This is a genomic window from Ottowia flava (assembly GCF_008017535.1).
Lineage (GTDB): Bacteria > Pseudomonadota > Gammaproteobacteria > Burkholderiales > Burkholderiaceae_C > Ottowia > Ottowia flava.
Map to the genome: position 1 here is coordinate 239,999 of NZ_VRUA01000004.1, position 12,553 is coordinate 252,551.

General features: G+C 62.5%; 9 protein-coding genes and 1 tRNA gene. All 10 read right to left on the minus strand.

Annotated elements, in window-relative coordinates; genetic code table 11:
• Window positions 1-17 precede the first annotated feature (17 nt).
• Window positions 18-4,250, minus strand: a complete 4,233-nt coding sequence (gene rpoC, locus FVQ98_RS07205) for a DNA-directed RNA polymerase subunit beta' (RefSeq protein ID WP_147912739.1) — start codon at window positions 4,248-4,250, stop codon at window positions 18-20.
• A gap of 130 nt (window positions 4,251-4,380) precedes the next feature.
• Window positions 4,381-8,493 (minus strand): DNA-directed RNA polymerase subunit beta, encoded by a 4,113-nt coding sequence (rpoB, locus tag FVQ98_RS07210; RefSeq protein ID WP_147912740.1) that lies wholly within the window; start codon window positions 8,491-8,493, stop codon window positions 4,381-4,383.
• 366 nt (window positions 8,494-8,859) lie between these two features.
• Window positions 8,860-9,240 (minus strand): 50S ribosomal protein L7/L12, encoded by a 381-nt coding sequence (rplL, locus tag FVQ98_RS07215; RefSeq protein WP_147912741.1) that lies wholly within the window; start codon window positions 9,238-9,240, stop codon window positions 8,860-8,862.
• Between the two features lie 45 nt (window positions 9,241-9,285).
• Window positions 9,286-9,792 (minus strand): 50S ribosomal protein L10, encoded by a 507-nt coding sequence (rplJ, locus tag FVQ98_RS07220; protein ID WP_147912742.1) that lies wholly within the window; start codon window positions 9,790-9,792, stop codon window positions 9,286-9,288.
• Between the two features lie 262 nt (window positions 9,793-10,054).
• Window positions 10,055-10,750 carry a 50S ribosomal protein L1 gene (gene rplA, locus FVQ98_RS07225; protein WP_147912743.1) on the minus strand — a complete coding sequence of 232 codons (696 nt, stop codon included), beginning with the start codon at window positions 10,748-10,750 and terminating at the stop codon, window positions 10,055-10,057.
• 1 nt (window position 10,751) lies between these two features.
• On the minus strand, window positions 10,752-11,183 hold the full coding sequence (gene rplK / locus FVQ98_RS07230) for a 50S ribosomal protein L11 (RefSeq protein ID WP_147912744.1): 432 nt from the start codon (window positions 11,181-11,183) through the stop codon (window positions 10,752-10,754).
• A gap of 125 nt (window positions 11,184-11,308) precedes the next feature.
• On the minus strand, window positions 11,309-11,890 hold the full coding sequence (gene nusG, locus FVQ98_RS07235) for a transcription termination/antitermination protein NusG (protein ID WP_147912745.1): 582 nt from the start codon (window positions 11,888-11,890) through the stop codon (window positions 11,309-11,311).
• A complete protein-coding gene (gene secE, locus FVQ98_RS07240; protein WP_147912746.1) occupies window positions 11,890-12,273 on the minus strand; it encodes a preprotein translocase subunit SecE in 384 nt (127 codons plus the stop codon). The genes nusG and secE overlap by 1 nt, the downstream gene beginning before the upstream one ends.
• Window positions 12,274-12,393: 120 nt before the next feature.
• Window positions 12,394-12,469 (minus strand) — tRNA-Trp (locus tag FVQ98_RS07245).
• A gap of 9 nt (window positions 12,470-12,478) precedes the next feature.
• Window positions 12,479-12,553 (minus strand): EF-Tu C-terminal domain-related protein (locus tag FVQ98_RS07250; protein WP_198556962.1); only part of this gene is annotated, 75 nt, incomplete at its 5' end.

Consider the following 12,553-nt stretch of genomic DNA (forward strand, 5'->3'; position numbering starts at 1 on the left):
AGGACGCTGAAAGGCGCTTACTCGGCGGCGTGACCTTCGTCCACGCTTGGGACTTCTTCAGCTTCACCGGCGGTGGCTTCCGCAAGCTCAGCCGCTTCGGCCTCGGCGATGGCGCGGCGCTCGGCTTCGTCCATCTGGTCCTTCACCTTGCGCGCCTGGTGGTATGCCAGGCCCGTGCCTGCAGGGATCAGGCGGCCAACGATGACGTTTTCCTTCAGGCCGCGCAGCTCGTCGCGCTTGCCCATGATGGCAGCCTCGGTCAGCACGCGCGTGGTTTCCTGGAAGGAAGCTGCGGAGATGAACGAGTCGGTCGACAGCGAGGCCTTGGTGATGCCCAACAGCAAGTTGGTGTAGGTGGCCGGAATCTTGTTCTCGGCACGCAGCGCGTCGTTGGTGTCCAGCATCTCGCTGCGCTCGACCTGTTCACCCGCGATGTAGCCCGATTCCCCAGGGTTCTCGACCACGACGCGGCGCAGCATCTGGCGAACGATCACCTCGATGTGCTTGTCGTTGATCTTCACACCCTGCAGTCGGTACACGTCCTGCACTTCGTCGACGATGTAGCGGGCCAGCTCTTCCATACCCAGCAGGCGAAGAATGTCCTGCGGGTCGGCCGGGCCGTCCACGATGCTCTCGCCCTTGTTGACCACCTGGCCTTCGTGCACCAGGATGTTCTTCTCCTTGGGGATCAGCTCTTCCCACACCTTGCCGTCCGGGTCGGTGATCTGCAGGCGGATCTTGCCCTTGGTTTCCTTGCCGAACGACACCGTACCGGTCAACTCAGCCAACACGCCCTTGTCTTTCGGCGAGCGAGCTTCGAACAGTTCGGCCACGCGCGGCAGACCGCCCGTGATGTCTCGCGTCTTCTGGCCTTCCACCGGAATACGCGCCAGCACCTCGCCAGGGCCCACGTCCTGACCGTCGCGAACCTGGATCAGCGCGCCCACCTGGAAGCCGATCGTCACTGAGTGGTCGGTGCCAGGAATCTTGACTTCCTTGCCGTCGGCATCCACCAGCTTGACCTGCGGACGCACGATCTTGGCCGAGCCGCGGCGCTTCGGGTCGATCACCACCAGCGTGGACAGGCCGGTGACCTCGTCCACCTGCTTGGCAACCGTGAGGCCCTCTTCCACGTTCTCGAACTTCACCTGACCGGCGAATTCCGTAATGATGGGTCGCGTCAGCGGGTCCCAGTTGGCCAGCACCATGCCCGCCTTGATGGCCTGGTCGGCCTTGATCGTCAGTGTGGCGCCGTACGGCACCTTGTGGCGCTCACGCTCACGGCCATGTTCGTCGTGTACGACGATCTCGCCCGAACGCGAAATCACGACCAACTCGCCCTTGCTGTTGGTCACGTAGCGCATGGTCGGGTTGAAGCCGATCAAGCCGTTGGACTTGGCTTCCACGCTCGAAGCCACGGCGGCGCGCGATGCGGCGCCACCGATGTGGAACGTCCGCATCGTCAGCTGCGTTCCGGGCTCACCGATGGACTGCGCGGCGATGACACCCACCGCTTCGCCCTGGTTGACCAAGCCGCCACGGCCGAGGTCGCGGCCATAGCACTTCGCACAGATGCCGAAGCGCGTGGCGCAGGTCAGCGCCGTGCGCACGCGCACTTCGTCGATACCGGCGTTCTCGAGCTCGTCGATGGCGTCTTCGTCGAGCATCTGGCCCGCCTTGATCACCACTTCCTGCGTCTCGGGGTTGACGAGGTCCTCGGCAGCGCTGCGGCCCAGAATTCGGTCGCGCAGCGATTCGATGACTTCACCGCCTTCAACGATGGCGCGCATCAGCGAACCGTCGCTGGTACCGCAGTCGATCTCGGTCACGACCAGATCCTGCGTCACGTCCACCAGACGGCGTGTGAGGTAACCCGAGTTGGCCGTCTTCAGCGCCGTGTCGGCCAGACCCTTACGGGCGCCGTGCGTCGAGATGAAGTACTGCAACACGTTCAGGCCTTCACGGAAGTTGGCCGTGATGGGCGTCTCGATGATCGAGCCGTCCGGCTTGGCCATCAGGCCCCGCATACCGGCCAGCTGACGAATCTGGGCTGCCGAGCCGCGGGCGCCAGAGTCGGCCATCATGTAAATGGAGTTGAACGACTCCTGATCCACTTCCTTGCCGTTGCGGTCGGTGGTCTTCTGCTTGGCGAGCTGCGCCATCATGACCTTCGACACTTCGTCGCCGGCCTTGCCCCAGATGTCCACCACCTTGTTGTAGCGCTCGCCCGCGGTCACCAGTCCCGAGACGTACTGCTGCTCGATCTCTTTGACTTCGCTTTCGGCGCGTTCGATGATGCCGGCCTTTTGCGGCGGCACCAGCATGTCGTCGATGGCGATCGAGATGCCTGCGCGCGTGGCCAAGCGGAAGCCATTTTGCAGCAGCTTGTCGGCAAAGACCACGGTTTCCTTCAGACCGCACATGCGGAACGAAGCGTTGATCAGGCGCGAGATTTCCTTCTTCTTCAGCGCCTTGTTCATCTGCGCGAACGGCAGGCCCTTGGGCAGGATCTCCGACAGCAGCGCGCGGCCCGCCGTGGTTTCCACCAAGCCAGTCGTCGGCACGAATTCGCCCGTTGTCTTGTCCTTGGTCCACTCCGTCAGGCGCACGGTGATCTTGGCGGTGAGCTCCAGCACGCCTGCTTCCAGCGCGCGCTGGATTTCACCGACGTCGGAGAACACCATGCCTTCGCCCTTGCCGTTGATGCGCTCGCGGGTCGTGTAGTACAGACCCAGCACCACGTCCTGCGACGGCACGATCGACGGTTCGCCGGAGGCCGGGAACAGCACGTTGTTGGACGCCAGCATCAGCGTACGGGCTTCCATCTGTGCCTCGACCGACAGCGGCACGTGCACGGCCATCTGGTCACCGTCGAAGTCGGCGTTGAAGGCGGCGCAGACCAGCGGGTGCAGCTGAATGGCCTTGCCTTCGATCAGGATCGGCTCAAACGCCTGAATGCCCAGGCGGTGCAGCGTCGGCGCGCGGTTCAGCAGCACCGGATGCTCGGTGATGACCTCTTCCAGGATGTCCCACACCACTGGCGTGCCGGCTTCGACTTCCTTCTTGGCGGCCTTGATGGTCGTGGCGATGCCCATCGCTTCGAGACGGGCGAAGATGAAGGGCTTGAACAGCTCCAGCGCCATCAGCTTGGGCAGGCCACACTGGTGCAGCTTGAGCGTCGGGCCCACGGTAATGACCGAACGGCCCGAGTAGTCGACGCGCTTGCCCAGCAGGTTCTGGCGGAAGCGGCCGCTCTTGCCCTTGATCATGTCGGCCAGCGATTTGAGGGCGCGCTTGTTGGCGCCCGTCATGGCCTTGCCGCGGCGGCCGTTGTCTAGCAGGCTGTCCACGGCTTCTTGCAGCATGCGCTTCTCGTTGCGCGCAATGATCTCGGGCGCCTTCAGCTCCAGCAGGCGGCGCAGGCGCGAGTTGCGGTTGATGACGCGGCGGTACAGGTCGTTCAGGTCGGAGGTGGCGAAGCGGCCACCGTCCAGCGGCACCAGCGGACGCAAGTCCGGCGGCAGCACGGGCAGCACGTCCAGCACCATCCACTCGGGCTTGATGCCCGACTTCTTAAACGCTTCCAGCACTTTCAGGCGCTTGGCGTTCTTCTTGACCTTGACTTCGGAGCCGGTCAGGTCGCCGCGCAGGCGCTCGATCTCGATGTCGAGGTCGATGGCTTCCAGCAGCTCCTTGACGCCTTCGGCGCCCATGCGGGCCACAAACTCGTCACCGTATTCCTTCTGCTTCGCATCGTAGTCGTCCTCGCTCATGATGCTGCCCTTCTTCAGGGGCGTCATGCCGGGGTCGGTGACCACGTAGGCTTCGAAGTAGAGCACGCGCTCGATGTCGCGCAGCGTCATGTCGAGCACCAGGCCCAGACGCGACGGCAGCGACTTCAGGAACCAGATGTGGGCGCAGGGCGCGGCCAGATCGATGTGACCCATGCGCTCGCGGCGCACCTTGGTCTGCGTCACTTCCACGCCGCACTTCTCGCAGATCACGCCGCGGTGCTTGAGGCGCTTGTACTTGCCGCACAGGCATTCGTAGTCCTTGATCGGGCCAAAGATCTTGGCGCAGAACAGGCCATCGCGCTCGGGCTTGAACGTGCGGTAGTTGATGGTCTCGGGCTTCTTCACTTCACCGAACGACCACGAGCGGATCTTTTCGGGCGACGCCAGGCCGATGCGGATGGCGTCGAAGTGCTCATCCGGGGTGAATTGCTTGAACAGGTCGAGTAGCGATTTCATATGACTCTTTCCTTGCTTCAAAAATCATTGCTAGCCGCGCTTGATTGGCGCGGGTTTGAAGATGAAATAACCCTCAAACCCTTACCAGTCCTGCGCAGGCAGCTCACTTTTTTGTTTGACGTGCCCCGACTCAGGAGCGTTCCAGTTCGATGTCCAGACCCAGGGAACGGATTTCCTTGACCAGAACGTTGAAGGACTCGGGCATGCCCGCGTCGATCGAGTGCTCACCTTTGACGATGCTTTCGTACACCTTGGTACGGCCTTGCACGTCGTCGGACTTCACCGTCAGCATTTCCTGCAGCGTGTAGGAAGCGCCATAGGCCTCGAGTGCCCACACTTCCATCTCACCGAAGCGCTGACCGCCGAACTGCGCCTTGCCGCCCAGCGGCTGCTGCGTGACCAGCGAGTACGGGCCGGTCGAACGCGCGTGCATCTTGTCGTCGACCAGGTGGTGCAACTTCAGGAAGTGCATGTAGCCGATGGTTGTCGGGCGCTCGAACGCGTCACCGGTGCGGCCGTCGTACAGGTAGGCCTGCGTGCGGGTATCGGTCAGGCCCTTGGCCTTGGCGACATCGTCCGGATAGGCCTGCTTGAGCATGGCGCGGATTTCGCCTTCGTCGGCGCCGTCAAACACCGGGGTGGCAAACGGCAGACCGTTGGTGAGGTTGCCCGCCATCTCGAGCAACTGCTCGTCGCTGAAATCGTTCAGCGCTTCCTTGCGGCCCGTGGTGTTGTAGAGCTCTTCCATGAACTTGCGCAGCTTGGCCACGCGCTGTTCTCCCTTGAGCATCTCGTCGATGCGCTGGCCGATGCCCTTGCCGGCCCAGCCCAGGTGGACTTCCAGCACCTGACCCACGTTCATGCGCGAAGGCACGCCCAATGGGTTCAGCACGATGTCGGCAGGCGTACCGTCGGCCATGTAGGGCATGTCCTCGACCGGAACGATTTTGGACACCACACCCTTGTTGCCGTGGCGGCCGGCCATCTTGTCGCCGGGCTGCAGGCGGCGCTTGACGGCCAGGTAGACCTTGACCATCTTGAGCACGCCGGCGGGCAGCTCGTCGCCTTGCGTGAGCTTCTTGCGCTTTTCCTCAAACGCGAGGTCGAAGCTGTGGCGCTGCTGCTCGATCGATGCCTTGATGCTCTCGAGCTGCGACGCCACGTCGTCCTCGGCCGGACGGATGTCGAACCAGTGGTACTTGTCGACCGAAGCCAGGTAGGCCTTGTCGATCTTCGCGCCCTTGGCGATGCGGTTCGGGCCGCCGTTGGCGGCCTTGCCGTTCAGCAGCTTCTCGATCCGGTCGAAGGCGTCGGCCTCAACAATGCGCAGCTGGTCGTTCAGGTCCAGGCGGTAGCGCTTGAGTTCATCGTCGATGATCTGCTGGGCGCGCTTGTCGCGCGGAATGCCTTCGCGGGTGAACACCTGCACGTCGATCACGGTGCCGGAGCTGCCCTGGTCCACGCGCAGCGAGGTGTCCTTCACGTCGGAGGCTTTCTCGCCGAAGATGGCGCGCAGCAGCTTCTCTTCCGGCGTCAGCGTGGTCTCACCCTTGGGCGTGACCTTGCCGACCAGCGTGTCGCCAGGCTGCACTTCGGCGCCGACGTAGATGATGCCGGACTCGTCCAGGCGGTTCAGCTGCTGCTCGGACAGGTTCGGGATATCGCGCGTGATCTCCTCAGGCCCCAGCTTGGTGTCGCGCGCCATCACCACCAGTTCCTCGATGTGGATCGAGGTGTAGCGGTCGTCGGCCACGACCTTCTCGGAGATCAGGATCGAGTCTTCGAAGTTGTAGCCGTTCCAGGGCATGAAGGCGATCAGCATGTTCTGACCGATGGCGATTTCGCCCAGGTCGGTCGAAGCGCCGTCGGCGATCACGTCACCTTTGGCCAGCACGTCACCGCGCTGCACGATGGGGCGCTGGTGGATGTTGGTGTTCTGGTTGGAGCGCTGATACTTGATCAGGTTGTAGATGTCCACACCCACTTCACCGGCGACCGCCTCGGAGTCGTTCACGCGGATGACGATGCGGGTCGCGTCGACGTAGTCCACCACACCGCCACGGCGCGCCGTGACCACGGTGCCGGAGTCGACCGCGGCCACGCGCTCGATCCCGGTGCCGACCAGCGGCTTTTCAGGGCGCAGCACAGGCACAGCCTGGCGCGACATGTTGGCGCCCATCAACGCGCGGTTCGCGTCGTCGTGCTCCAGGAAGGGCACGAGCGAAGCGGCCACCGACACGATCTGTGCGGGCGACACGTCCATGTACTGAATGCGCTCGGCGCTGACCAGCACGGATTCGCCCATTTCGCGGGCCGACACCAGGTCGCCCGTCAGGCGGCCTTCAGCGTCCAGCGCGGCGTTGGCCTGCGCGATCACGTACTTGCCTTCTTCGATAGCCGACAGGTAGTCGATTTCCATCGTCACCTTGCCATCGATCACGCGGCGGTACGGCGTTTCGATGAAGCCGTATTCGTTCAGGCGGGCGTACAGAGCCAGCGAGTTGATCAGACCGATGTTCGGGCCTTCCGGCGTTTCGATCGGGCACACGCGGCCGTAGTGCGTGACGTGCACGTCGCGCACCTCGAAGCCGGCGCGCTCGCGCGTCAGACCGCCCGGGCCCAGGGCCGAGACGCGGCGCTTGTGCGTGATCTCGGCCAGCGGGTTGGTCTGGTCCATGAACTGCGACAACTGCGAAGCGCCGAAGAATTCCTTCAAGGCCGCAGAAATCGGCTTGGAGTTGATCAAGTCGTGCGGCATCAGCGGCTCTTGCTCGGCCTGACCCAGACGCTCCTTGACGGCCTTTTCGATACGCGCCAGACCGGTGCGGTACTGGTTCTCGGCGAGCTCGCCCACGCAGCGCACGCGGCGGTTGCCCAGGTGGTCGATGTCGTCCACTTCACCGCGACCGTTGCGCAGCTCCACCAGGATCTTGACCACGGCCAGGATGTCCTCGTTGGAGAGCACCATCGGACCGGTCGATTCGTCGCGACCCACCTTGGCGTTGAACTTCATGCGGCCCACGCGCGACAGGTCGTACGTGTCCGGGTTGTAGAACAGGCGCTGGAACAGGGCCTGCACGGCGTCTTCCGTCGGTGGCTCGCCGGGGCGCATCATGCGGTAGATGGCCACACGTGCAGCAAACTCGTCGGCCGTCTCATCGGCACGCAGCGTTTGCGAGATGTAGGCGCCTTGATCGAGTTCGTTCGTGAAGATGCACTGCAGCTCTTTCACGCCGGACTCGCGCAGCTTCTTCAGCAGCGCTTCGGTCAACTCGTCGTTGGCCTTGGCGATGATCTCGCCCGTGTCCGGGTCGACGATGTTGCGCGCCACGACGCGGCCGATCAGGAAGTCTTCCGGCACGCTGACGTGCGTGGTGCCCGACTGCTCAAGCTCACGCGTGTGGCGGGCGGTGATGCGCTTGTCCTTGGCGACGACGACCTTGCCCGATTTGTCAGTGATGTCGAAACGCGCGACCTCGCCCTTGAGGCGGTCGGCCACAAATTCCATCTGCGCGCCGCTGTCCATCAGGCGGAAGTTGTCGTTGACGAAGAAGTTCGCCAGGATCTGCTCGGGGTTCAGGCCGATGGCCTTGAGCAGGATCGTGACCGGCATCTTGCGGCGACGGTCAACACGGAAGAACAGGATGTCCTTCGGGTCGAATTCGAAATCCAGCCACGAGCCGCGGTAAGGAATGATGCGGGCCGAGAACAGCAACTTGCCCGAGCTGTGGGTCTTGCCCTTGTCGTGCTCGAAGAACACGCCCGGCGAACGGTGCAGCTGCGACACGATCACGCGCTCGGTGCCGTTGATGATGAACGAGCCCTTGTCGGTCATCAGGGGCACTTCGCCCATGTAGACCTCCTGCTCTTTCACTTCCTTGACCACCTTCGACTGCGAAGTGGAAGACTCACGGTCGTAGATGATCAGTTGTACGCGCGCGCGCACTGCCGACGAAAACGTCAGGCCGCGGGTCTGGCATTCGCGCACGTCGAAGGCGGGCTTGGCCAAGTTGTATTCAACGAACTTCATCTCGACGAAGCCGTTGTGGGAGACGATGGGGAACGCGGACTCAAACGCCGCCTGCAAACCCTCGTGAGAGCGTTTCTTGGGCGCGGTTTCGGCTTGCAGAAACGCTGTATACGCGTCCTTCTGCATCTGGAGGAGGTAAGGAACCTCAAGCACGGCTTCGCGGGTGCCGAAGTTCTTGCGGATTCGCTTGCGTTCTGTGAAGGTATAGGCCATGAAATCTCCGGGCGGTGAACTGGGTGTCCTGGACATCTGGCGACTAGGCATCAGGGGGCGCACGCAGGCCTGATGAATGCTTGGTGGCTGGCCACTACCAGCCGATGGCGGACGACCGCGCGTTGCACGCGGTCCGAACCAAGTGGTCCTCTGCAGTCGGGATCAGAAGACACTTGAAAACCACTGTCACACAGGGGTTTTCAGGTGCGCTCTGAAAGCGCAAAAGGCTGGTTCGTGAGAACCAGCCCGCAAACCGGGAGAGCTATGGCGGTGAAGTTGTGATTTGCGAGAGAAAAGCGCGCCCCAGCGTAACTGAGGGCGCTTTGACGCAAATCAAGCCACTTTGTCCGTCCAGCCCTCGCCGACTTACTTGAGCTCGACCTTGGCGCCGGCTTCTTCCAGCTTCTTCTTGGCGGCTTCGGCGTCGGCCTTGGCGATGCCTTCCTTGACGGGCTTCGGTGCGCCGTCCACCAGGTCCTTGGCTTCTTTCAGGCCCAGGCCAGTGATTTCGCGCACGGCCTTGATGACCGATACCTTGTTGGCGCCGGCTTCGGTCAGCACCACGTTGAATTCGGTCTTCTCTTCAGCAGCAGCAGCGCCGCCGCCAGCGCCACCGCCAGCAGCCGGTGCAGCCATGGCTGCAGCGCTCACGCCAAACTTCTCTTCGATGGCTTTCACCAGATCGTTGAGTTCCATGACCGTCATGCTGTCCAGCGCGGTCAAAAATGCGTCTTTATCGAATGCCATTTTGATTTCCTAAAACAGTTTGGTAACGAACGGATGCGTGCCTTATCAGGCAGCCGCCGGTTCGCCTTCGCCCTTCTTGGCCGCCAGTGCACCCAGCACCACGGCGGTGCGGGAGATCGGCGACATGAGCAAGCCACACAGTTGGGCCAGCAGCACTTCCTTGCTGGGAATGCTGGCCAGCTCTTTCACGCCGTTCGCATCCAGGGCTTTGCCACCGTAAACGCCACCGCGAATGACCAGCTTGTCGTTGGTTTTCGCGAAATCGGCCACCACGCGAGCGGCGGCCACAGCGTCTTCGGAGAAGCCATAGATCAGCGGACCGGTCATCTGGTCGCCAGCCACTTCGAAACTGCTGCCAGCGACAGCACGGCGGGCCAGCGTGTTTTTCAACACACTCAGCGCCACGCCATTGCTGCGCGCATCGTTGCGCAGTTTGGTCATGTCAGCGACCGTGATGCCGCGGTATTCCGCCATCACAAGCGTTTGAGCTTTAGCGGCGAGGTCGGTCACGTCTTTGATGACCGCTTCTTTCTCACTGCGATTCAGACTCAAGGTCTACTCCTTCAAATTGCGTTCCTGGGCCGGCTCCCGGAAATCGGGGTGGGCTGCAGAACGCGCCTACTTGCAGCGACCTACTGCTTCAGGAAAATCCTTTTGCAGCGGGCTCGCCATCTGCGCTGACAGCTCCTGAATCAGGAGCGATTAAGTGCACGAGGCACGCCAGCGGTCTTGGATGGCCCGGGGCGAAAAACTGCCTCGCCCCGGCCCACCACACCGGAAGCCGCCCTGCGAAGAGCGACTTCCGAATTCACTTTCAAGCCGTGATGCTTTGCGTATCGACGCGCACGCCGACACCCATGGTGCTGGACACCGCGACCTTGCGCAGGTACACGCCCTTGCTGGTCGCGGGCTTGGCCTTGTTCAGCGCCTCGACCAGCGCCGCCAGATTGCCCTGCAGCTTGTCGGTGTCGAACGAGCGGCGACCGATCGTGCCGTGCACGATACCGGCCTTGTCGACGCGGAACTGCACCTGACCTGCCTTGGCGTTCTTCACGGCCTGCGCGACGTCCGGCGTCACGGTGCCGACCTTGGGGTTCGGCATCAGGCCGCGCGGGCCCAGGATCTGGCCCAGCGTACCCACGACACGCATGGCGTCAGGGGCAGCGATGACCACGTCGAACGGCATGTTGCCGGCCTTGACCTGCTCGGCCAGATCGTCCATGCCCACCACGTCGGCGCCAGCGGCCTTGGCTTCTTCGGCCTTGGCGCCCTGGGCGAACACGGCCACGCGCTTGGTCTTGCCGGTGCCATTGGGCAGCACGACGGCGCCACGCACCACCTGGTCGGATTTCTTGGCGTCGATGCCCAACTGCACGGCCACGTCGATGGATTCATCGAACTTGGCGGTGGCGTGCTTCTTCACCAGCTCGATGGCGTCAGCCAGCGGGTACAGCTTGGTGGATTCGACAACGCCTTCCTGGGCTTTTTGTTTCTTGGTCAGCTTGGCCATCTCACACGCCCTCCACAGACACGCCCATCGAACGAGCGGAACCGGCGATCGTGCGCACAGCGGCGTCCAGATCGGCAGCGGTCATGTCCTTCATCTTGGTCTTGGCGATTTCTTCCAACTGAGCGCGGGTGATCTTGCCGACCTTGTCGGTGTTCGGCTTGGCCGAGCCCTTGTCCAGCTTGATGGCCTTCTTAATCAGCACGGCCGCGGGCGGCGTCTTGATGATGAAGGTGAAGCTCTTGTCCGCGAACGCGGTGATCACCACCGGCAGCGGCAGGCCAGGTTCCATGCCTTGGGTCTGGGCGTTGAACGCCTTGCAGAACTCCATGATGTTCAGGCCACGCTGACCGAGCGCGGGGCCGATAGGTGGCGAGGGGTTGGCCTTGCCAGCCGGCACTTGCAGCTTGATGAAGCCGACGATTTTCTTCGCCATGCTTTTTCTCCTTGCGGGTTCAAACGCTCTGGGCTTGCGCCTCAAAGCTCCCCGGGGTTGTGGGCTCTAAGTAAAAACCGCCGCTTGCGCAGAGCCAGAAAGCGCAGGCAGCTATCAAAACAATATCAAGCCTTTTCGACTTGAGCGAATTCCAGCTCGACCGGTGTGGCGCGACCGAAGATCGTGACCGAGACGCGCATCTTGCTCTTCTCGTAGTTGACCTCTTCGACCGTGCCGTTGAAATCGGTGAACGGGCCTTCCTTGACGCGCACGTACTCGCCCACCTCGAACTCGACCTTGTGGCGCGGCTTTTCCGTGCCTTCCTGCATCTGGTTGACGATCTTCATGACATCGTCTTCCGAGATCGGCGCAGGGCGGTTCTTGGCGCCACCGACAAAGCCGGTGACCTTGTTGGTGTGCTTGACCAGGTGCCAGGACTCGTCGTCCATGACCATTTCGACCAGCACGTAACCGGGGAAAAACTTGCGCTCGGTGGTGCGCTTCTGGCCGTTCTTGACCTCGACCACCTCTTCGGTCGGCACCATGATGCGACCGAATTTGTCCTGCATGCCGGCGCGGTTCACGCGCTCCAGAATGTTGCGCTCGACCGCCTTTTCCATGCCGGAATAGGCGTGCACCACGTACCACTTCAGGTCCGGGTTGCGCGATTCGCCCGCGGCGACTTCGTTGACTGCGGTATCGCTCATCAGCCTCTCCAGCCTAGAATCAGGTCGTAGAAAACCCATTCCAGCGTCTTGTCTGTCAACCACAGAAACAGTGCCATGACCACGGCGAACGCGAACACGAACGCGGTCGTCTGCAGGGTCTCCTTGCGGGTCGGCCAGACGACCTTCTGCACTTCACGCCAGGAGTCGCGGCCAAAGGCGATCAATCGCTTGCCGGATTCGGAGGTGAAGAACACGATAGCTGCCAGCGCCAGACCGACGGTCAAACCACCCCACTGGATGGTTGCGCCCTGGGCCGCCAGCATGTAGAAGGCCACCAGCGCACCGATGACCAGCAACACCACAGCCGCCAAGCGCATTTTCTCTGCGCTGGAGGTGACGGTTTCGACTTGAGTGCTCGCCATACTGGGCTTTATTCCGTGGGCAGAGGACTCAACCTCTGCTGCAAAAACTCAAAACGTCAAGACACGCAAGCCCGCCTCGGGATTCGGGCGGGCTGCGGCTTGGCGATGCCACCGATCAGGTGGCAGGGGCAGTAGGAATCGAACCTACAACCTTCGGTTTTGGAGACCGACGCTCTGCCAATTGAGCTATACCCCTAGACCTCGTTTAGGCGATGATCTTGGCCACGACGCCAGCGCCGACCGTGCGGCCGCCTTCGCGGATAGCAAAGCGCAGACCTTC